This is a genomic window from Haloferula sp. A504, assembly GCF_044385805.1.
Classification (GTDB): Bacteria; Verrucomicrobiota; Verrucomicrobiia; order Verrucomicrobiales; family Akkermansiaceae; genus Haloferula.
In genome coordinates this window covers 1-20727 of the sequence record NZ_JBISBU010000066.1, presented here as the reverse complement: position 1 = coordinate 20727, position 20727 = coordinate 1, and the positions used below count along the sequence as shown (strand labels likewise).

16 protein-coding genes and 1 pseudogene are annotated in these 20727 nt (G+C 58.9%); all 17 read right to left on the bottom strand.

The window, feature by feature from the left end; translation table 11 throughout:
- Positions 1-56: 56 nt before the first annotated feature.
- A complete protein-coding gene (gltS, locus tag ACG2LG_RS20680) occupies positions 57-1253 on the bottom strand; it encodes a sodium/glutamate symporter (protein ID WP_396262265.1) in 1197 nt (398 codons plus the stop codon).
- 186 nt (positions 1254-1439) lie between these two features.
- Positions 1440-2261 (bottom strand): hypothetical protein, encoded by an 822-nt coding sequence (locus tag ACG2LG_RS20675; RefSeq protein WP_396262263.1) that lies wholly within the window; start codon positions 2259-2261, stop codon positions 1440-1442.
- Between the two features lie 107 nt (positions 2262-2368).
- Positions 2369-3628, bottom strand: a complete 1260-nt coding sequence (locus ACG2LG_RS20670; RefSeq protein WP_396262262.1) for an alpha/beta hydrolase — start codon at positions 3626-3628, stop codon at positions 2369-2371.
- A 90-nt stretch (positions 3629-3718) separates the two neighbouring features.
- The gene (locus ACG2LG_RS20665) at positions 3719-3952 is read right to left on the bottom strand and encodes a hypothetical protein (protein ID WP_396262260.1); all 234 of its coding nucleotides are present in this window, start codon (positions 3950-3952) and stop codon (positions 3719-3721) included.
- 29 nt (positions 3953-3981) lie between these two features.
- Complete coding sequence (locus tag ACG2LG_RS20660; protein ID WP_396262258.1) at positions 3982-4404, bottom strand: EF-hand domain-containing protein; 423 nt, start codon at positions 4402-4404, stop codon at positions 3982-3984.
- 36 nt (positions 4405-4440) lie between these two features.
- Positions 4441-5391: a transporter gene (locus ACG2LG_RS20655; RefSeq protein WP_396262257.1), complete on the bottom strand. Its 951-nt coding sequence runs from the start codon at positions 5389-5391 to the stop codon at positions 4441-4443.
- Between the two features lie 57 nt (positions 5392-5448).
- Positions 5449-6300, bottom strand: a complete 852-nt coding sequence (locus ACG2LG_RS20650; RefSeq protein WP_396262256.1) for a transporter — start codon at positions 6298-6300, stop codon at positions 5449-5451.
- A 58-nt stretch (positions 6301-6358) separates the two neighbouring features.
- Positions 6359-6571: pseudogene (locus ACG2LG_RS20645) on the bottom strand (alkaline phosphatase family protein); the annotation flags it as partial.
- A gap of 111 nt (positions 6572-6682) precedes the next feature.
- Positions 6683-7468, bottom strand: a complete 786-nt coding sequence (locus tag ACG2LG_RS20640) for a phosphatase PAP2 family protein (protein ID WP_396262254.1) — start codon at positions 7466-7468, stop codon at positions 6683-6685.
- Positions 7469-7516: 48 nt separating this feature from the next.
- The gene (locus tag ACG2LG_RS20635) at positions 7517-8539 is read right to left on the bottom strand and encodes a DUF1214 domain-containing protein (protein WP_396262252.1); all 1023 of its coding nucleotides are present in this window, start codon (positions 8537-8539) and stop codon (positions 7517-7519) included.
- A gap of 40 nt (positions 8540-8579) precedes the next feature.
- Positions 8580-10028, bottom strand: coding sequence for a DUF1254 domain-containing protein (locus ACG2LG_RS20630; protein ID WP_396262250.1), 1449 nt, complete (start codon positions 10026-10028; stop codon positions 8580-8582).
- A gap of 33 nt (positions 10029-10061) precedes the next feature.
- Complete coding sequence (locus ACG2LG_RS20625; RefSeq protein ID WP_396262249.1) at positions 10062-11516, bottom strand: DUF1254 domain-containing protein; 1455 nt, start codon at positions 11514-11516, stop codon at positions 10062-10064.
- A gap of 54 nt (positions 11517-11570) precedes the next feature.
- Positions 11571-13943: an arylsulfatase gene (locus tag ACG2LG_RS20620; RefSeq protein ID WP_396262248.1), complete on the bottom strand. Its 2373-nt coding sequence runs from the start codon at positions 13941-13943 to the stop codon at positions 11571-11573.
- Between the two features lie 126 nt (positions 13944-14069).
- Positions 14070-16439 carry an arylsulfatase gene (locus tag ACG2LG_RS20615; protein WP_396262246.1) on the bottom strand — a complete coding sequence of 790 codons (2370 nt, stop codon included), beginning with the start codon at positions 16437-16439 and terminating at the stop codon, positions 14070-14072.
- Between the two features lie 28 nt (positions 16440-16467).
- The gene (locus tag ACG2LG_RS20610; RefSeq protein WP_396262244.1) at positions 16468-18291 is read right to left on the bottom strand and encodes an alkyl sulfatase dimerization domain-containing protein; all 1824 of its coding nucleotides are present in this window, start codon (positions 18289-18291) and stop codon (positions 16468-16470) included.
- Positions 18292-18348: 57 nt separating this feature from the next.
- Positions 18349-19257: a DUF2950 family protein gene (locus ACG2LG_RS20605; protein WP_396262243.1), complete on the bottom strand. Its 909-nt coding sequence runs from the start codon at positions 19255-19257 to the stop codon at positions 18349-18351.
- A gap of 23 nt (positions 19258-19280) precedes the next feature.
- The coding region (locus tag ACG2LG_RS20600; protein WP_396262242.1) for a DUF3300 domain-containing protein at positions 19281-20727 on the bottom strand (1447 nt) is incomplete at its 5' end.

Below are 20727 nucleotides of genomic sequence, written 5' to 3'. Positions count from 1 at the left end.
GGGTTTCTGCGCCGATGGCACGAACAGGAGATGAACCGGAAAAGAGCGATCCGAGGTCAGCCGAACCAGTTCAGGAAAGTCTTGATGATCACGGCATTTGCGATGTCGACGAAGAAGCCGCAGACCAGCGGCACGATGATGAAGGCCTTGTGGGCAGCGCCGTAGCGCTTGGCGACGGCGGTCATGTTGGCCATCGCGGTCGGGGTCGAGCCGAGCGAGATGCCGCCAAATCCCGAGCACACGACCGCTGCTTCGTAGTCGCGTCCCATCAGGCGGAAGATGACGAACAGCGCGAAGGCGAAGGCGATCAGGAACTGCGCGCCGAGGATCGCGAGGATCGGGCCGGCCAGCTCGGCGAGCGTCCACAGTTGCAGGCTCATCAGTGACATCGCGAGAAACATCCCGAGCGAGATGTCGGAAATCAGCGCCAGCGATCGGCTGCCGGCCGACCAGGCCAGCTTCGGCAGGATCCTCGGGATGATGTTGGTCATGAGGATCGCACCGAACAGGCAGCACACGAACAGTGGCAGCTGCAGGCCGGCCTCCTCGAGCGCCTCCTGGATCCCGAGGTCGAGGGTGAGGCTGACGTTGAGCACCAGCCACGCGCTGAGGAACGAATAGGCGTCGATCTGCGAGTGCTCCTGGTTGTGGACGAGGCCCACGTCCGGTTGCTCGATCGCCTTCGGCTCCAGCTTGTGGCGCTTGATCAGGATGTTGGCGATTGGTCCGCCCATCAGCGCGGCGAGGACCAGGCCGAAGGTCGCGCAGGCGATCCCGATCTCGCTGGCGTTGCCGATCCCGTATTCGTCCCGGAAGGTCGGCGTCCAGGCGATCGCCGTGCCGTGACCGCCGATCAGCGAGGCGGTCCCGCCGAGGATGCCGACCGGCTTGTCGAGCCCGAACAGGCTCGCCACCCCCACGCCGGTCAGGTCTTGCAGGAACATGTAAACGACCGTCGCGGCGATCAGCATGACCAGCGGCAGTCCACCCGCCAGCAGCGAACGGAAGTCGGAATTCAGCCCGATGCCGGCGAAGAAGAAGACCAGCAGGATGTCGCGGCTCCTCAGGTCGAACGAGATCTCGGTCCCTGTGATCGCGTAGATCCCCCAGGTCGCCAGGCACACCAGCAGCCCGCTGCTGACCGGCTCCGGGATGTTGTAGCGGCGGAGCAGTGGGAACCGCTGGTTGAGCCACTTGCCCAGGAACAGGACGAGGATGGCCAGGTTGAAGGTGGTGATGGCACGGAGTTCCATGCCGGGGCGAACGTGGTTCGGGAGGTTTCCGGGGTCAATTCGTCAGAACGGCGGACCGTGCCGTCAATCTCTCGCGTCGGTTCAATGACCGTAAGTTGCCCTCGCGACACCGGCGGGTTGACGAGGTCTCCAATCCCCGGGCTTGGCTCGGGCTGGACGGGGAAAGGGACTGGAAGTCCCTTCTCCTCAGTCTTTCGCAGGATCAACAGCGGGCTGCGCCAGGCTTTCTTCCATCTCGGAGATGGCGGCGCGGAGGCTGTTGTCGCGGACCTGGATGAAGCCGGTGGAAGAGCGGTCGAAATCGATGATCACGAGCATGATCGAGGCCAGCACCAGGATCAGGAGGCTCGTCCGCAGGCGGCTCATCTTCCCGGAGAGCCCGGCGTTGAATCCCGCCACGGAAACGGTTGCCGCGGCGATCAGGAGAAGCAGGGTCAGCACCATCGGAGGCAGGCTGTCGAGGACTGCCGCCACCCGGTTGGTGTCGCTGTCCAACACCTTGGTGACCGATTGCACCAGGGCCGCTTCGATCGGTCCTTGTGCGGACCCTTTCACAATGCGCTCGGTGGCCGGCCACAGCTTCGCCTTCGCATCCCATGATTGTCGGATGAGGCTCTCCAGCCGCGCGACCGTCATCTTTCCGCTATGCCCGCTGGTCCGGGTGCGGGCGTAGTCAAGCAGGGCCGCGCGCAATTCGCTGCGGCCCGGTTCCTTGGCCAGACTGGCGTGCAGAAAGGCCGTGCCCAGGGCATTCGTCTCCGCGACGATGGCCTTCTTGCGTGCCTCGTGGCGGTTGATCGCCGCACCGAAGGTGAAGGCAAGCATCAGACCAAGCACCGCGAACATCGAGGTCAGGCTGATCCTTCCCCCTCCGATCTCGTCACTCTTCCATGCATGCTGCCGCCGCACGCCGATCCGGTAGCCGACCTCCAGAGCAACCAGCAGGACGGCGAGGAAGATCACGAAGTCCAACCACAGGGGGACCAGATGGAAGATGGAGAATGACATGCTGTCTGGGTTTCAAGGGGGGTTGCCGGAGCCCGTGGGGCGCCGGTTTTTCATCGCCGGTTTGTGCGGCTCCGAGTGAATCTTGTCGGATTCGTTTCCATGCTGGTTCAGTTGGGGTGGCCACGCTCGCGCCGTCCCTTCTCGATGAGGGCTTCGAGTCTTTCCGGGTAGCTCTTCGGGAAATACCAGATCTGTGTACCGGGCTTCCGCTCAAGCCCGCGTTCCTCGGGCTCGTCGTGATAGAGGAACTGCAGGATGGCGTCGGAGCTGACCCACGGGTTCATGTACCAGTGGGCGTGGGCGCGGAAATCGCCCGGTCGCTCGTCGTCGGCGTATTCCATGTCGATGGCGTCGATGGCTCCGGATCGGGCCTGTTCGGTCAGCCACTTGATCTCCTCGGGGCTCAGCTCTCCGCCATCCGGGCGCCCGAGGCGGTTCTCGCCACGGTTGGCCAGCTGGGCGATCCGGAGCACGCTGTCCTTGGCATGATAGGTGATGGTGACGTTGTCCACCATCGGACTGAAGGCCGGAAGGTATTCGTTGACGAATCGCCGCATGCCGACATCCGCAGCTGCAAAATAGACCTCGCCGATCCGCAGTTTTCTCCGCGCGGTCGTGGAACTCCCGCCCTCCTCGGCCAGCAGCGTGAGTGCCGGAGCCACCACCTGCGCTCCGGCGCTGTAGGCGAGGATGTTGATGCGCCGCGCGCTTGTGTTTTCCGCAAGAAACTCGATCAGGTCCGCCATGGCCGGTGCGGTGGCAGCGGCGTATTCGACATCTTTTCGATAGGTGAGGAAACTCCCGGTCGATGGCCACGAAAAGGAGATGAAGACCGTGTTGCGGGCCATGAAATGGTGAAACTGCGCGCCCTGCACGGTGGACCGGAGGAAGCTCGATTTCGCCCCGTGGACAAAGAGCGTGATTTCCTTGAAGCGGGACCGTCGCAGCACCTGCTCGATCTCCGCCGCGAATCGTTTGCCGCGGGTGGTGGGAAGCGCGTCCAACTCCTCGGCGGACTCGAGGTCGAGCGGGACCTCGCCTTCACGCTCGGCGGCGGCGGACAGGTCGAGCACGTCCTGCCAGTGCAGGCCCGGTTCCCCCATCCTTACCGTCGCCGCACCCAGCTTCAGCTCTGAAGTCGCGCCATTGGCGTAATATCGCCCCTCGCTTCGATCCGCCGCCGGCCGGTTGGTGGCATAGAAGGTTTTGATTTCCGGCGAGCGGTCTTCGGACGAAACCTCACGGAAGGCCTCGCCTCCAAGGTATTGATGTGCCAGCGGGGCCGGCATCAGCTGCCAGCTTTCGCTGCACGAGCTGAGTATCACCATCCCGAGGGCGGCCAACCCACAGCGTTGAATTTTCGCCATGGCGCTATGCTTCACTCTCCGGCGGATGGGTCAACGGTCGGGGGCGCCCGGGACTGCCCGGGCACCTTTGGAGGCCGCCTGCCCGAGCGTTCAGCGCCTGTTGGCGCGCAGGCGGTTCTCGCTGGCCAGGGCTCCGATCACGGCACCGGCAGCCATGGCTTCGCCCTGGCCGATTCCTCCGGTGTTTTTGCCGACGATGGCACCGATCGCGGCGCCGCCGACAGCACCGCGGGTCTGGGCGGCGTTGATCTCGGGGTCATAGGAGCAGGATGCAAGGGGGAGCGCGACGAGCATGCTTAGGGAAATGAGGATTCGAATTTTCATCGTGGAAAGGGGTTGTGGGATTGCGGGGCTTAGCGGTCGAGTTGGTTCTTTTTCGTGAAGGCGTCGAAATCGGCAGTGGACACGGTGCCGTCGTTGCTGGAATCCAGCTCGGCGATGACCCGGTCGAAGGTGCCGTTGTCCGCCACGTGTTTGGTGAACTCCTCGCGGGTCACCACGCCGTCCTTGTTGAGGTCGCGCTCGGTGAACAGCGAAACGTCGCTGCCCGGGTTGGCGGCCTTCCATTCCTCAAGCGTGACCCGGCCGTCGCCGTTCGTGTCGCTGGCATTGAAGACGCCCTTGGTCAGGGCCTTTCGGACCTCGGCGGTGCTCAGGCGGTCGTCGGAGTTGGTATCGGTCGTGTCGAACGTGCTCGTGGTGGTGCAAGACAGCAGGGCGGCTGAAATCGCCGTGACGGCGAAGACTGGAATCAGGAGTTTGGCTTGGTGTTTCATGATGATGCTTGGGAGTTTGGATTGCAGGGTTCGGCGTCAGAACTGATAGACAGCCTTCAGCCAGAAGTAATCGCCCTGGGGGCGGTTGGTGGTCTCGAGTTCGGTCAGCCAGCGGGCCTCGACGACGAAGGCGCTGTCATCAACCGGGAGGATATAGCTGAGCACCGGTCCGAGGCCGTAGGTGCTGCCTTTGAAGCCGCCGAGGGTGGCCCCGCGGCCGCTGTCGCCGGTGACTTGCTCGATGTAGAAGGCCTCGACTCCGATGCCGAGGACGCCTGGACCGACGGGCAGCAGTTGCTGGGCGCTGACGTCAAGGTGCCAGACCGTGCCATTGCGGTAGCTGGTGTCGGAGTTTTCGGTGGCGAAAGTGAATCCGGTGTGGACGGCGAAGTTGAAACCGGTCTCTTCGTTGGCGTAGGCCACCCCCACCGTGGGATCGAAGCTCCAGTGGTTCAGACCCGGATTGGCCAGGCGTCCGGCCCGGTAGTCACCGGTCGGTGCATAGATCGGCAGCGCGGCATTGAACTGCCAGTTGTCCGACTTCCACGCCATCATCACCGGCAGGATCGAGATGTCTCCGAGGCCGTCGGTGCTCGAGCTGACAAAGGCGGGCGGCAGCAACCCGACCCGGACCTGCGCCTCGACGTTCATCCAGACGTATGGCACGAAGGCCCCGACCGAATAGTGGGCCCCGAGAACCTGCTGCTCGAAGGTGTAGATTCCGCCCAAGGTGAAGGCGTCGCTGGTCGCATCGAGCCCGAGGCCGAGCCGATTGGCGATCGGGATGCGTGAGCCGGCTGATGCGTCCCCCGAGTAGTGGAGATACATCGACTCGACCACCCAGCCGGGCTGGGTCGGCAGTATGTCGATCATAGTGCTCATGCCGCCGGGCACGTGGTGGCCGGCACCGCCTTCCTCGGCGAGGGTGAAGGGTGCGGCGAGCAGGCAGAGGGAGGCGGCGGTCAGGGTTGCGGGAGCGATTTTCATCGTCGTCTGATGTTTGGAAATGGGATCGGTGTTTCGTTTAGTGGGTTGTGGCGTGCGTTAGGACTTGGGCAGCACGAAGTTCGCCTGAAGACGGAATCGGAAGCCGTCGGGTCCGTTGGCGGCGGATTCCGCCCAGTAGCCGACCCCGGCCTGCAGACTGACCGGCAGCTTGCCGATCTTGACCAGCTTGGAGACGGCGGCATTGACGGGGATCGCCCACTGGGCGGCGTTCCAGTCGTAGTTCATCTCGCTCTGCAGCGAGAAGGTCCAGGCGTCCTCCGTGGTGTAGGAAACAAAGGGCTGGACGAAGGTGTTGTTGATGCTCCGGTCGCCACTGCCGGCGAAGGACCAGACGTGGTTGGAGAGGACTCCGTACGTCCACGGCCCCTGCATCCGCAGCATCACCAGCGAGGGGCCGGCGCTCCACTTGTTCGCCCCGAGCAGACTGTCAGTGGCGGTGGGGAACAGCATCACCGGCCCGGCACCCCACATGAACCCGTTCTCGGACGGCGTCGGGGAAAAGAACAGGGACAGGTTGGTATCGCCGAGGCCGAACTGCGAGCCGGAGCCCGGGAATAGGCCCTCCTGGTGGATCACCGGAATGATGGTGCGGGCGATCAGGTTCCAGTGCTCGTTGAGTTCGAACGGGATCACCGGCTGGATGTTGGTTTGCAGCTTCCATCCATCGCCGAGCGGGCCGAAGCCCTCGTCGTAGTTGGCCTGGATCGGCAGGGTGATCAGGTCGGCCAGTGGGTTGGTCAGGTCCTGGGCCAGGTCGGCGCTGTCCCCGCCCGCCGAAGGCGGCGGGGACAGCGTCTCCTCAGCCTGTGTGTGGAGCGGGCAGGCCAGCGCCATGGTGAAAAGGAGTGCCGGGAGGATTTGCTTTGTGAGTTGGGTCGTGTGTTTCATGAGCTTGATGTTGTTGAACGTTTTAGGTTGCTTGAATTGAATCTGTTGGATGGACGTTTTATTCGCCCACCACCTCGGTCAGCGGGTTGCCGATCGAGCCAGAGGGCGGCTTGACGCCGAGATGGTTGGCGAGGGTCGTCGCGATGTCGTAGGGGGTGACCGGACGGCTGATCTTGCGGGACTCCAGGCCGGCCCCGGCAAAAATCACCGGCACAAAGGTGTCGTAGCGCCACGGGGAGCCGTGGGTGGCCGCCACCTCCAGTCTTTCCATAGCCTTCTTCGTATTCGGGGACTTATCGGATGGTGGATTCGGGCGAAAAGCACAGTCGCTTGATTGCGAGGCGGCCTCGACTTTCCCGGGGACTTCTGGGCACGTTTTGTGTCACGGCTTGCTGGAACTGTTCAGCGTTCTGAGTTCCTGTTTGGCGGCTTCCAGATCGACCAGAAACCCTGCGTTGGCGTGCAAGCGGGCGACGGTGGCCGCGCCCATCGTCCGCCCGGCGGCGACGTCACTGTGCCAGTGCGCGTTGCAAACCAGGCGGCTGATCCCGAACTCCTTGCCCCGCTTCAGAATGGCGTCGGACTGCTCCGGAAACAGTTCGGTGAGAATCAGCGCCCAGGCCCAGCCAACCGCGGTGTGCCCGGAAGGATAGGAGCCGTCCTTGCGCAAGGCCTCCTCCTCATCCGGAGTCAGGACCGGCGTGTCGTTGACCATGAAGGGTCTCGGCCGCTGATAGTGGTTCTTGGCCGCATAGGTCGACAGCCCCGCGTCGGCCAGAGTTCGCCTGAGAATCATGTAGGCGTGGGGTGTCGTCTCTTCCGAGATGGGCTGCTCCAGAATGCTGTTGAAGGCCTCGGTTGCCTGCGGAAAGGCCAGGATATTGTCCTGAATCGCCTGAGCCTTTCGTGCCTCATCTTCCAGCGCCACGTAGTGCGCTGCCATCTGCTGATCGAGGGCAAGGGCCGCAGATCCATCCTCGGGAGGAGGCGGCAGCAAGGTGAGGCTGTTTGGCACTTCACCCTCGGCCAGATACCCCTCCAGAATGCCCTCGCGAATCTCTCTGAGTTCCTTGGACAGTGATGTCTCGGGCTCCTTTTCACAGCTCGGGAACAGCGCCAGAGCAGCGAGAAGGAGGATGGAGTGAGCGGCTCCACGCAAACGGGTCAAGCGCAAGGGTGAGGATGAAATCTTCATATGGATGTGGCTGGTGTTCTGCTATTTCACGGCCTCGATGCTTGGAAAGGTCCAGGTGCCATCCAGAATCTCCTTGCGCGGCTGATACATGCGGATCGCGTAGTTCCAACCCTCGGTGATGGGCAGGTAGTTGCTGCTCTTCGGGTCTCCACCAAAGTGAATCGTGTAGGAGCCGTCTTCATTCGTCTTGGCCGAGGAGTTGTTGAAGCTGTTCCGGCCCAGGTCGTTCTTCTCAAGATACCCGTCGGCATTGTAGACCGTGATCGACCAGAAGGCATCCACGGGCACATCCTTCACCGTGACGACATGCGGCGTCTTGCCGTCGTTTTTATCGACACTGTCGACCAGGTAGAAAGCGGCAGTGCGTGGCATGCCGCCCCAGCCAGCGGCAGTGCCGACCAGATGGTCGATCGGCCGGACCTCTTCCTTGCTGCCGAACGCGTAGGTGCTGTCGAAGCCGAGGGTGGAGAGATCGCTGAGCGCCTTGCGCGCCACCGTGAGTTGATCGGTGTCCCAGTTAGGTGCCTCGAAAGGTCCTTTCCCACCACCGCTTACCGTGATCTTGTCCTGGGCCGCGTGAGCTTTCGCAAGGTCGTCGGGATCACCCGCGTCATAAAAGGTGCGAATGGTCACCAGGGCGAAGCGTGTGCCAACCGAATCCTCCGTCAGTTCGTACGTCCCCGGTTCCGACTCGGCGATCATGTAGTGATCCTGGCTGACAGAAAGCAGCGACATGTAACGCCCGCCCACCTCAGGCAGAGTGATTTTCACGGGCTTCGAGAGATCCAGGACCATCGAGGAATAGAGCGTGTCCTGGTTCATACGGATCACGGGTTGGTTGTCCGGTGTCGTGGGTTCCCGCAGGTGAAAGAATTTATCAAATCCAAGGTTAAACTCATTGATGTTGGCACGGATCATCTGATCCGACTCGGCCCGCACGAAGTTGGACACGTTGACTGCTTTCTTGCTCTCGTCGGCGAGGACGGTTGAAGCAAGGATGGACGCCGTGAAGACGGCGATGCTTGATTTAGTGATTGTTTTCATAATTCGATATTTTCAGGTGATTTGATTTCGTGTCCGCACTTCACTCCGCTTTCCTTGCCTTGGGCGGCGACCAGCGGCCTTCAAGGGCCTCTTTCTCTGGTCCGTAGAGGCGCATCGTCATGTAGAGGGGGCCGTCGGGCGCGGGAAGCCAGTTGGACTCCAGCGCCTCACCGGGAGAGTCCTTTCCAATGTGCAGCACCAGGGATCCGTCTTCCTCCAGCTTGAATTGGTCCATCATCACCGAGCTCAGGAGGTAGCGCTCGAGTGGGTTCTCGATGAAGAGTTGGGTTTTTCCGTCATACATGGTCAAGGACCAGAACGCCTTGACCGGCGGGAGCGTCCCCTTCGGGAAGGTCAAGGTGTAGCTGTGTTTCGAGGCGTCCAGCGGCGCGCCATCGGCATCGGTGAAATAGGTCGGATAGATCGCTTCCTTCGCCGAGTTGCCGTAGAGACCTGCGTGGGCGCCCGCGGAGCGAAGCATGTCCGGCCGGTCCAGCCCGTAGTTCTCCTTGGCGCTTTCGTTCAGGAATTTCCGGGTGCCGAACCATTTCCCGCTGGCCAGGGGATCGCTGGCATTACCGGCAATGAAGGCCTCGATCTCGGCGAACGCCTCTTTCACTCCGGAGTTCAGCGCCTGCACGGTGTCGTCAGGCAGAGCATCGAGGCGGAAGGTCTTCCCAGGCCCAACGCCGAGGCGGGCGAGATCCTGCCAGAGCGCCTCCTCTCCCGGACCCGGTTTTTCGAGCAGGTCCATGATGAAGTCCAAGTAGAGCAAGAAGCGCTCGTCGAACTGCGAGCCCTCGACCCACTCCGGGTAGTCGGGTGTGGCTGAAGGCGCCGGGGCGTCCTCACCCAGGAAAGCACTCAGTGGCTCCAGTTTGTACTGGTCCTGGATGGACTGGACCTTCTCCAAATCATCCGGCCCAAACAACTGGGTCCGAGTGACATTGAAGATCACGTCGGTTTCGGATCGGATCAAGTCGGTGATGCCCTCCGGCTTCTCTCCGTCCCACCCCGGCCCGGCGAGCAGGTAGTGGCCCGCCTCATTGCCTGTCGTCAGATTGCCGACATACGCGAAGTTGTGCGTGTAGAGATCGATCAGCTGGAAACTGTAGTATCGTTCCGCCTCCATCTTGGGAACGGACAGGACGAGCGGTTCCGCGCGCAGGTCCATCCAGAACATGCAGTAGGGCGTGTCTGCATTGGGGGTGACCACCGCCTTGTCTTCCGGCGTGAACAGCCGCGCCTCGCAGGAGACCTCGTTGAACGGCCCCTTGTATTCCGGGTTGTCCTTGTCAACGACGTAGTTCCACATCGTCTTGTAATGCATGACCATGGGGAAGCCGTAGATGTAGGCTTCCTTCGCGATGCTCTGGGCCTCTTCGGGCGTGACATCGCTCTGAACGGCAGCGGGATCGGCTGATTTTTCGCAGGAGCTCAGGACGAGAGCCGCTGGTAGGACGAGGGTGGAAATGATGTGATGTTTCATGGTTCTATCGGTTTAGAAGGTTTGTCTATAAGGTTACTTTACCAATTCAACGTCGGGCATCGTCCAGGACTTGTCCCAGAATTTCTCGGTGCCGCCGTAAACACGAAGCACCGGAAACGGCTTCTTGCCGCCGGTGGGAATCCAGTTGGATTCCTGCCCTTTGGGCGCTTTCGGGCCGAAATAGAGGGTCGTGCTGCCGTCCTTGTTCTTCTGCATGGTTTCACCATCGTTGGCGGAAGAGAGCCCTGGAAGATTCTCCGGGGTGTAGATAAAGGCCCAGGTTTCCAAGTCGTAAATAATCAAGGACCAGAACTGCTCGATCGGCGGGTTGGCTGGCATGGTAAAAGAGTAGGTTTTGCCTGCTTCCAACTCATTGCCGTCAGCATCGGCCAGAGCAAACAAGTATTGAGTGGCCGGCTGCGGCCCCAATTTCTGCGGATAATAGGTGCCTACAAAATAACGCTCCGCTCGGGTGTCGATATCGATCAAATCATCATAGATAAAACTGAAGCCACTGTTGATGTCTGCAAACATGCCATTACCCCAGTGTTTACCCTTCCACCAAGTTCGTGATGTATCGGCAGAATGCAGTATCCGCTTCTGCATGTAAAAGTATGCATCCGTCACAGCCTGACGCATCGCCTTCCTGCTCTTTTCATCTGGGTTGTAAGGTTTGCCTTTTTCGATACCGAGCGAGGCCAGCATTCCCATCATCAACTTATCATGCTCTTTAACATCCTCCAGGCTGAAGATCGCGTGGACATCCTCAAACCAACGTTCATCATAATGGGGCAGTGATGAATACCGCATATCAGAGGGATCAATGAATTGTGTTTCCTTAGGGTCGTCCAAATAGTACATCTTTAGCGTTTTCGCGTAAGCATAGGCATCGGCAGTGGTTGCGGTTTCGCTTTTGATCGAACGGAAGGCAAAATACACCCGGTAACTGGGGCTTTTGACTTCGATATAGCCGGAGGGGACCTGCTTGGCATAACCGGGGGGAGTCAGCAGGATTTTTCCGCCTTTGCCCTTGTCGATACCCGATGGCCCAACGTCTGCGATTGACAACTGCCAGTGGTCGACGATCTGTCCATAAAGACTCGCCTTGTCCGTTGCTTCAGGAACTTCCACCACCACCGGCCCCTTGCTTAGATCGGTCAATGATGACAGGTATGGAGTGACATTATTTGCGGTCAACAACTCCGCCTTCGGCGTGGCAGGCTTTGAAAAGGCCAGAACGGTATTGTTTCCTCCTCCGACCCCCGCGGTGGCATGGGTAAATCCGTAAATGGCTACCGCCGGCATCGACCAGAGCACAGCCTCGAAAGCTCGTTGGTATTTGACCTGGTAATCGAGATCGGTCACAGACGGCTTTGAACCGGGTGCTGGTTTGCCGCCCGCTGGATCAGTCTGCGCCACAACGTGGCCTGAGCTCAATGAGAGAACCAAAGCAACCTGGCATGACTTGACGAATAATGGGGATTTCATAACTATTTTAGTCGTTTAATGACTCATTTAGATCCTATCTGATCTGCTTTGAAATTACTTGATATATTTGATATGGATCTTCTCGATCTTGCCATTGAACTTGAAGGGTGCCCGATCGAAGTAATCCAGTGATACAGGCGAACCATAGTCGAGCCCCACATCAAAGGTCTCGGAAGCGGTGTGTCCACCGGGCACTGACCGTTCTACACGTCCCTTACCCACCTCTTTTCCGTTTACCTTCAAGGTAATCGTCGCTGGAGCCATGCGCTCTTCGTTGTCATACTTTGTTTCTACTTCGATCTTCACCTTGCCGGTGGGGAGCGGCTCTTTCGAGGCGATCTTGTAGCGGTCCAATGTCATGGCGTTGTATTCGGTCTTCAATAGACCTTTGTCCATGTAAACGGTGAATCCTGACGAGATGCCACCGAGAGCAAAAAGAACCCCTTCTGCATCTTTCGGTATTTCAGCATCGATCACGGCCAAAGTAGAGCGTCCGCTTGCAAACTTGGGCGCAATGGCTTCAGGAATTCTCCCTTGACCTTCAAAAAATGACCATTCCGTCAAAGGAGATGAAGGCATTTCACTCGTATTATAAAGCGCGGTATACAATCCTGCTCCAATAGGATACACGAAGTTGTCTGTTGCCTCTTTATCAAATACAGCTTTCAACTCAGCCAGTTTTTTGGGGTTTTCTTTGGCGAGGTCCTGCGACTGTGAATAGTCCTCTTCCAGGTTGTAGAGTTCCCACACATCATTTTCCGGTTTCCAGTTTGCGACACCAGAAATGTCAGTAGACCATGGTGTTCGAGGACCAGCAACCCCTGCGAACCAACCATCGTGATAAACACCGCGGCTGCCCATGATCTCGAAATACTGGGTTGTCTTGGCGGGCGTGGCTTCCCGATCATCGAAGGTGTAGACCATGGATGTTCCGTCAAGTTGTAGCTGTTCTACTCCATCGACAACTTTAGGCGCTGTAATATCAAGGATGTCATAGATCGTCGAAGCGATATCGTTGACGTGGTGGAATTGAGAGCGCACTTTTCCGTCATGCTTGATTTTCTTCGGCCAGGAAATCACCAAGGGAGTTCGTGTTCCGCCCAGATGAGCCGCAACCAACTTGGTGCTCTGAAAGGGTGCAGACCCTGAATAAGCCCAACCATGGTGATACATGATGTCAAGTTTGGGTCCACCCAAGGCATCCAATCCACCATAGTCTTTGTTCAGCACCTCCATTTGCTGTTCAAGAGTCGACGGCATCGAGTTCTGTGCCAGCAGCTCAGAGATGGTTCCATTCAAACCCTCAGCGGAAGGCCCGTTGTCGGAGCAAATATAAATAATCAGGGTGTTTTCCAGTAGCCCTTGGCGCTCAATTTCATCGACAACTTTTCCATACTGCACATCGGTATGCTCCAGGAATCCTGCGTAGATCTCCATCAAGCGTGTTTGAAACTCGCGTTGAGACTTGGGAATATCACTCCATTTTTGCATGCTTTTTGCCAAGGGGTTCAGCACGGCATCCTGAGGAATCCAACCCAGCGCCTTTTGTTTTTCAAAAGTCATGGTTCGCAATACTTCCCATCCTTCGTCAAATTTGCCGTCATATTTATCAGCCCACTCTTTGAAAATATGGTGGGGACCATGAACCGCGCCAGGAGCGAAGTAGACAAAGAACGGTTTGCCAGGGTTGAGTGTTGTACTGGTTCTAATCCACTGAATGGATTTTTCAGCCAAATCTTCTGTCAGGTGATATTTGGCATCATGCGGCGCTTCGACAGGGTTGGTATTTTCAAACAGGACTGGTTCATACTGTGAGGTTTCCCCGGCTAGAAATCCGTAAAAGTAGTCAAACCCCAGTCCGGTTGGATAACGGTCAAATGGACCCAGTTTCGTGATGTCGGTCACAGGTGTGTTGTGCCATTTTCCAAAGGCCGCCGTGTTGTAGCCATAATAGGAAAGCACCTGTGCAAAAGTGGCTGTCGACTTGGGAATTTTTCCCACATAGCCGTCCCAGTCAGAAGCAAACTCTGCAATCTGGCCTGTAGCCACGCGGTGATGGTTCCGCCCGGTGAGTAGGGAAGCCCGAGTCGGAGAGCACATGGCTGTGGTATGAAATGCGTTGTAACTGATGCCTGATTTTGCCAGGCGGTTCATGGTTGGCATATGAACCGGTCCTCCAAATGTCTCGGGGTTGGAAAAGCCCGCATCATCGGTCATGAAAATGACGATGTTCGGAGCGTCTTCTGGTAGATGGCTCTCTTGGGTGCGCCATTTGTGTTTCGAATCGGCGAGGGTTTTTCCGGTCGTGCTCGCAGACGTTGGTTCCGGGAATGGCAAGGATTCCTGTGCCTGCAGCAGCGTTCCTCCCAGGAACAAACCCGCCAGACAGGCCAGCGCGGTTCGATTTCGTAATTTTTGTGTGTTCATTACTTATTTTCGTAAAGGCATTCTGATGGGAATGACCTCTGTGTATTGATTTTTCCGATAACCTTTGGTTTCAATGAGTTCACAAGCGTTGAGCCGCTCCAGGCCGCCCGTGGCTATAAACAGTCTCTAATCCAAGTAGCTGATATGAATTTTCTCAATCTTGCCGTTGAATTTGAATGGCGCTCTATCGAAGTATTCGAGGGCGACGGGTGAGCCTAAGTCCATACCGACGTCAAAGGTTTCGGAAGCGGTGTGGATACTCGGAACGGATCGCTCGATGCGTCCTTGGCCCACCTGCTTGCCGTTCACCTTCAGGGTCACGGTCGCAGGGGCCATCCGCTCTGCTGAGTCGTATTTGGTTTCCACTTCGATCTTCACCTTTCCGGGCGCAATCCGTGCTTCGGAGGAAATTTTATACCGATTGAGGGTCATCGCATTGTACTCGGCTTTGAGTATTCCCTTGTCCATGTAGACGGTGAATCCAGAAGAGATCCCACCGAGTGCAAACAGCACTCCTTCGGCATCTTTCGGGATTTCCGCATCAATGACGGCCAGGGTCGAAAGTCCACTAATGAATTTAGGTGCCATCGCTTCCGGAATGCGCTCCTGTCCTTCGTAGAACGACCATTCCTTCAAGGGTGAAGAAGGCAGTTCGCTGGGGTTGAAGAAGACGGTGTATTGGGCTGCCCCGATGGGATACACGAGGTTTTCGGTGGCCTCCTTGTCGAACAACTCTTTCAGCTCGGCCAGCTTTTCGGGATTCACTTTGGCTAAGTTCTTCGATTGCGAATAGTCTTCGTTCAGGTTGTAGAGCTCCCACTCTTCTTTCTCGGGCTCCCAGTTCATGAGGCCTGATGCGTCCGTCGACCATGGCGCCTTGGGGCCAAATGTGCCGGCGAACCAACCTTCATGATAGATTCCGCGGCTGCCTAAAACCTCAAAATACTGAGTTTTTTTTGTCGTTGCCGCTTCCGGTTGGTCAAAGGTGTAGGCCATGGACGTTCCATCCAGCGGCTGCTGCTCGACACCGTTCACGGTTTTGGGTGGAGTGATGTCCAAGATGTCGTAGAGCGTTGCCGCGATATCATTGACGTGGTGAAACTGGGAGCGGATCATTCCGTCAGGCTTGATCTTCGCGGGCCAGGAAATGACCAACGGCGTCCTGGTTCCGCCGAGGTGTGCGGCGACCAATTTGGTTCCTTGGAATGGAGACGCTCCCGTATAGGCCCAGCCATGGTGATACATGATATCAAGTGTGGGCCCTCCCAGGGCATCCATTCCGCCATAAGACTCCTTGAGAGTCTCCAACTGCTGTTCACTGGTCGAGGGCATCCCATTTTGAGCGAGCAATTCACTGATCGTCCCGTTCATGCCTTCCGACGAAGGACCGTTGTCGGAGTTGATGTATAAAATCAGCGTGTTCTCCAGCAGGCCCTGGCGCTCGATCTCATCGACGATCTTTCCATACTGGACATCCGTGTGCTCCAGGAATCCTGCATAGATCTCCATTAATCGAGTTTGAAACTCGTGTTGAGATTTGGGGATTTCATCCCATTTTTGCTGGGTCGAAGCAAGCGGATTGAGAACGGAATCCTGGGGAATCCATCCCAGCTCCTTTTGTTTTTCAAAAGTCATTGCCCGTAACGCTTCCCAACCTTCATCAAATTTTCCATCATACTTGTCCGCCCACTCTTTGAAGATGTGATGCGGGCCATGGACAGCTCCGGGTGTGAAGTAGACGCAAAACGGGGTGTCGGGCTCGAGGGTTTTGCTCGTGCGAATCCACGCGATGGCCTTTTCCGCCAAATCCTCGGTCAGGTGATACTTGGGACCGTGAGGCGCTTCCACAGGGTTCGTGTTTTCAAAAAGCACGGGTTCATACTGGGACGTTTCGCCTGCGAGAAAGCCGTAGAAGTAGTCAAAACCAAGACCCGTCGGGTAGCGGTCGAATGGCCCCAGCTTGGTGATGTCGGTCACCGGCGTGTTGTGCCATTTTCCAAAGGCTGATGTATTGTATCCGTAGTAGGAAAGCACCTGAGCGAAGGTGGCGGTCGACTTGGGAATTTTGCCCATGTATCCGTCCCAGTCCGAGGCGAGTTCGGCAATCTGACCGGCCGCTACGCGGTGATGGTTTCGCCCGGTGAGCAGGGAAGCCCGAGTCGGAGAACACATGGCGGTGGTGTGAAATGCGTTGTAGCTGATCCCTGATTTAGCCAGGCGATCCATGGTGGGCATATGAACCGGTCCACCAAATGTCTCGGGGTTGGAAAAGCCCGCATCATCGGTCATGAAAATGACGATGTTTGGCGCGTCTTTGGGAAGCCTGCTCTCTTCGACTCGCCATTGATGTTTTGAATCGGCTAGAGTCTTTCCCGTCACACTGGCTTGACCAGGTTCTGGGAAAGGCAAAGCAGAGCCGTCATTTGCAGGTGCTGCCTTTACTGAAACTGAACATGTGAATGCCAGAATTGTGATCGAGCTTATTAATTTTTTCATTACTTTTTCTTATGGGTTTTGAGAGGGATTAGTCTTCGATCGGTGGGACCACGTAGTTTTTCGTGGGCTTGAATTGATCGAACATATTGAATATTTTCACCATTTCCGCCTTGCCGCCTTTCAATGTCACCTTGCCGGAGCCAATGGCATCATCCAAAGACACGGCGCTCAAATAGAGTTCAGCCCAGGTTTCAGAGTCCATCTTCAAGACAAAGTCCGCCTTCTTCAGGTAATCATCGGGGACGGAAATATACTCCGCAATCCCGCGACGCACATGCAGGGCGACGGCTTGATTCCCTTTGTCCGTGAACACGAACTCAACGACCGTGTCGGTGTTTTCGCTCTTCTTTGGATCAATCCGCACCCGGAAATAGTCAACGAAAGACTCCGGTGATTCCGCGATGGTTTCTGCGCTTGGGGGGATCAATTTGGGGTAGGTGGCCTTGCCCTCGAGCGTTAACGCTTCAGTGAGGAGGAAGGCTCTGGAAATGGAACCGGTAGTCCGATAGGCCATCTGCCTCAGCAGATCTGCTTTCAGGTTTCTGACTTCCTTGTTCTCAGGATCCAGCAGATAGGCATATTGAATGATTTGCGCCCCCCAGGCATACTCCTTGCCATCAAGTGCTTTTTGAGCGACCTCAATCACTTTGTCTTTTCCGCCCATCAATTCGACCATTCGTGCCGCCTCTTCTTTCGGGGCAATCTTGAAGAGCTTCGTCACATCTCCATCGAACCAGCCGATGACATACTGATAAATGGCTTCCGGAAAATGGCTGGTTTCGCCATAGGATTGGGCGTTTTCAGGGATTTCCCGCAGGTGTTTGGGAATATAGATCGCATGGCGAAGGTCATCAGGTCCCATGCCAGCCAGGATGCCACGCAAGGTCTGGTCATAGGTCAAGGTCAGCTGATCCATATAACCGGTCAGTCGTTTCATGACTTCCTCTTTGCCCACAATGGCCCGGGTATGGGTGTTGGTAAGAATCTCGGGCTGCAAGTCGCGGATCACCTTCAGACCATCGCGCCAGACCAGGGGATCCCGATAGACGCCGCCGCGCAGGGTGTAAATATTCGGAGTGCCCGGCCACAAGAAGTTATTCATGACCAAGCCTTTTTCCGGAACATGAACGGTGAGGTTGTAATCATCCGACATGTACTTGGTGAAAAACTGCATCTTGATGCCCAGAACATCGAGGGTTTCTCCATCTTCGACGGTTTTATTGGCTGGCAGAAAGGCAATGGGTTTTCCCACTTCCAGTATTCCGACAATGGCAGCGTCCGGACCTTCGGTTGGCGTGAAGTTGTTGAACTGGATCATGGCCCTGGTTGTCATCAAGGGACCGACTTCAGGAATCGCGGAGGGGGAACCGCCGCCTTTGAGGCTGCTTTCCACGGTTTCATTCACCTTGGGGTGGCCGATAATCAGGACATCATCCGGGTGATCCACAAGCGCTCCGCCTCCCATCGCATAGTGGGAGTGGCTGTAGATGATCACCTTAATCGGCTTGTCGCTGATTTTCTCAATGGCGGCGCGGATATGCTGGCCCTCCTCTTTGGTGTCCCCCGTGTCATAGACGATCAGACCGTCCTCTGCTTCGATCACCGTTGTATTTGCCAGCGAAAGCCCGCCGATGCACCAGACGCCTTCGCCCAGCTTCTCAGTCGTTGGCTCGGTATAGAGGATTTTTGCAGAGGTCGATAGAACTTCCTCCCTGATCACCGCTCCATTGGGAGCTTCCGTCAGCTTGACCTCACCACCCATGTAGGGTGAGGGTTCTTCTGCTTGTGCGTGGGCGGCCAACGTCATCGCGAGGATGGCCGTGCCGGGGGTAAGGACGCTGGTCGTTTTCATCGTTTTGAGGATTTGTTTGAGCGTTGTTTTTGAGCGCGTAGTGAGTTGGCAGGCGCATCATTCAACCGTCGACTCATCGAGGTCGTCGGCGGGGACTTCCGACCAGTTGTCGTCGGGCTGGTAGGCGGTGATCGCGGCGGCGGCCTTGGCGGTGTCCTTGCCGAGGTCGCGGTCGTGGACCTTGCCCTGGTGGTTGACGATGATGCTCATGATGCCGGATTTCCCATAATCGGCGGGCCACGCGAGCATGGCGTAGCCGGCGATCATGTTGCCGTTGATCACATAGTCGTAGGCTCCGCCCGGGGCGGCGTCGCCCTGACCGCGGAGGATCTTGTAGTAGTAGCCGTAGTACGGGTCGCCGGGTTTGCGGTCCTTGAGGTATTCGGCCTTCTCAGCAACCATCGGCCCGAAGGGGCTGGGCGGCTCGCCGTCGCCGGTCTCGAAATAGAGGCCGTCGCGCTGGCCCTCGGTACTGAGGATGAGCTGGGCGAACTCGTTGACCTCGTCGTCGTCGTGGTCGATGGCGGCGTAGGCGCGCTGGGCATCGACGTAGGTGCGCAGGGTGTCGATCGCGGTGATTTCGTTGCGGCCGATGCGGCGCTTGTGGATCTCGTCGAGGGTGCTGGGCAGGTCGAAGGTCCACTTGTCGCCGGCGGCGACGACGGGAACGGGCAGGATGTAGCCGACCTCGCCGACCTGGATGAGCCGCTGGGCGTCGCGGGTGAGGACCTCGTGATCGACCTCGTAGGCCTCGGCAAAGGCCTTCAGGGTGGTGGCGGTCTCGTCGGCGAGTAGGCTTTCGGCGTCGGGGCCGATGATGGTGGTGAGTGCCGCTTTGTCGCCGGCGGCACAGGCCTTGGCGACGGCGGCGAAGGCGGCTTCGGGCGAATCGAAGGACTGCTGGGCGCGGACCAGCGGGGCGGCGGCGGCCAGGGCGAGAAAGGCGGTGAGGATATGGTGGTTCATGACTTGGGGGTGGGTTGAGGGATTCAACGGCCGCGGCGGGCGCCACTGGCGGCGCCGCGGGTCGCGGCCGGGCGGCTGCCGGCTTTGGGTTGGAAGGAGGAGCGGTTGGCGGGGCGGGGCGTCGGGGTGGGTCGGGCAGCGCCGCTGCTGCGGTTGATGCTCGAGCTGCCGCGGTTGAGGTCCTTGCGGATGGCCGGGGCGCTCGGGCGCGTGGCGGGCTTGAAGTTCGATCCGGGCGCCTTCGCCGGCGTGCCCGGGCGGACCGTCGGCTTGGCGGGAATCGGGGGCCGGGTGCTCGGTTTGGTCGGGACTGCTGGTCGCGTGTTCGGCTTGGTCGGGACCGCCGGTCGGGTGGACGGCTTGGTCGGTGCCGCTGGTCGGGTGCCCGGTTTGATCGGAATCGCCGGCTGGGTGCTCGGTTTCGAGGGTCGGCCGCCGGGGATCGCCGGGAGCGGGGTCGGGCGGGGCGGAGTTGCGAGTGGCGGGCGTCCGCCGCCGGGACGCTGCGGGGGTTTGACGCTCGGCGGGCGTGAGGGCCGCCATGAGCCGCCGTCACCGGGCGGTCGGGCGCCGGGGCGGTCGGGCCGCAGGGTCGGCAGTTGGGTGGGCGGCGGGATCGGGCGTGGCGGGCGGTAGCCGGGCGGGCGCTGGGTGGGAGGCCTCCAGCCGGGCGGCCGGGGCGGCCGGACCGGGGGCCGGTAGGCCGGCGGGCGCGGGGGCTTGCCGCCATAGTACGGGCGGCCGTAGTAGCGATGGTAGCGGTGGTGGTGCCACGGCTGGTACCAGTGGTGGTGGTGGACGCACTTGCGCTTGCCCCAGTCGAAGGCCCAGCTCAGCCCCCAGACGACGGCGACGCCGGTGGCAAAGCTGAGGAACGGGTCGGGGCCGGATTGCGCCGCAGGCTGCTTTTCGACGTAGATGACCTGCGGGTCATACTGGGGCACGTAGATCACCTCCGGGTCGGCCGGCTCGATGCGGATGATCTCGGTTTCCTTGACGTAGACCTGCTGCGGATTGTCGGTGAGCAGGCCCTTGGCGTCCGCCCGCGTCCTGACCAGCTGGATGGCGTCGTAAACGTCGGATTCCTGATAGTAGAATGCCTGGCCGAGGGACATCGTCCAGCTGACGTCCCCGGCCATCAGGTCGAGCACGTCCTTGAACTGGAGCAGCGAGACCACCGCCGGGTCCCAGGATTCGATGGCCTCGGCCGAGGGCTCCTCGAAGTCCGGCTCGCGTTCGACAAACTGGCGGGCGGCGACGACATCGAGCGGCACGGTGGAGGCCGGGAGCATCTGCGCCAGCAGTTCGTCGGGGTAGAGGGCGATCGGCGCGACGATCGGTTCGAGCTGCTCCATGGCCAGCTTCTCGTAGCCGGCCTCTTCGGCACTGATCCTCGGCGCGGGTTCTCGGGTATCCTCTGCGTCCGGCTGGGCGGGGACGGGGGTGCCGGCAGCGGCTCGGGCGGCGGCT

Coding starts and splice junctions, on each gene's coding strand:
- ACG2LG_RS20675 (WP_396262263.1), bottom strand. CDS start 2,261: ATGTCATTCTCCATCTTCCATCTGGTCCCCCTGTGGTTGGACTTCGTG.
- ACG2LG_RS20615 (WP_396262246.1), bottom strand. CDS start 16,439: ATGAAAAAATTAATAAGCTCGATCACAATTCTGGCATTCACATGTTCA.
- ACG2LG_RS20670 (WP_396262262.1), bottom strand. CDS start 3,628: ATGGCGAAAATTCAACGCTGTGGGTTGGCCGCCCTCGGGATGGTGATA.
- ACG2LG_RS20630 (WP_396262250.1), bottom strand. CDS start 10,028: ATGAAACATCACATCATTTCCACCCTCGTCCTACCAGCGGCTCTCGTC.
- ACG2LG_RS20610 (WP_396262244.1), bottom strand. CDS start 18,291: ATGAAAACGACCAGCGTCCTTACCCCCGGCACGGCCATCCTCGCGATG.
- ACG2LG_RS20655 (WP_396262257.1), bottom strand. CDS start 5,391: ATGAAAATCGCTCCCGCAACCCTGACCGCCGCCTCCCTCTGCCTGCTC.
- ACG2LG_RS20650 (WP_396262256.1), bottom strand. CDS start 6,300: ATGAAACACACGACCCAACTCACAAAGCAAATCCTCCCGGCACTCCTT.
- ACG2LG_RS20605 (WP_396262243.1), bottom strand. CDS start 19,257: ATGAACCACCATATCCTCACCGCCTTTCTCGCCCTGGCCGCCGCCGCC.
- ACG2LG_RS20660 (WP_396262258.1), bottom strand. CDS start 4,404: ATGAAACACCAAGCCAAACTCCTGATTCCAGTCTTCGCCGTCACGGCG.
- ACG2LG_RS20665 (WP_396262260.1), bottom strand. CDS start 3,952: ATGAAAATTCGAATCCTCATTTCCCTAAGCATGCTCGTCGCGCTCCCC.
- ACG2LG_RS20635 (WP_396262252.1), bottom strand. CDS start 8,539: ATGAAAACAATCACTAAATCAAGCATCGCCGTCTTCACGGCGTCCATC.
- ACG2LG_RS20620 (WP_396262248.1), bottom strand. CDS start 13,943: ATGAACACACAAAAATTACGAAATCGAACCGCGCTGGCCTGTCTGGCG.
- gltS (WP_396262265.1), bottom strand. CDS start 1,253: ATGGAACTCCGTGCCATCACCACCTTCAACCTGGCCATCCTCGTCCTG.
- ACG2LG_RS20625 (WP_396262249.1), bottom strand. CDS start 11,516: ATGAAATCCCCATTATTCGTCAAGTCATGCCAGGTTGCTTTGGTTCTC.